Below are 223 nucleotides of genomic sequence, written 5' to 3' on the forward strand. Positions count from 1 at the left end.
TATTTCCGAAGAAGTGTTCCAAAAAGTTCAGGAGCTGATTGCAAGCAGACGCAGACGACAGAAGAATGGCACAACGCAGATATTTTCCGGGCTGGTAAAATGTGCGGACTGCGGATGGTCATTGGCTTATGGTGTAAACAGCCAGAACAAAAATCCCTATGCACACTACCATTGCAGTAAGTACGGACAGGGATTACGCCAGTGTTCCATGCACTATATCCGC

Annotated in this window: 1 protein-coding gene; it reads left to right on the plus strand. The window is 47.1% G+C overall.

The genetic code is table 11. The annotated features are described in order from the left end of the window. Window positions 1-223 (plus strand): zinc ribbon domain-containing protein (locus DW835_RS18585; RefSeq protein ID WP_243037251.1); only part of this gene is annotated, 223 nt, incomplete at both ends.

Origin of the sequence: Clostridium sp. AM34-9AC, from assembly GCF_003480225.1 — a bacterium.
GTDB classification, from domain to species: domain Bacteria; phylum Bacillota; class Clostridia; order Lachnospirales; family Lachnospiraceae; genus Acetatifactor; species Acetatifactor acetigignens.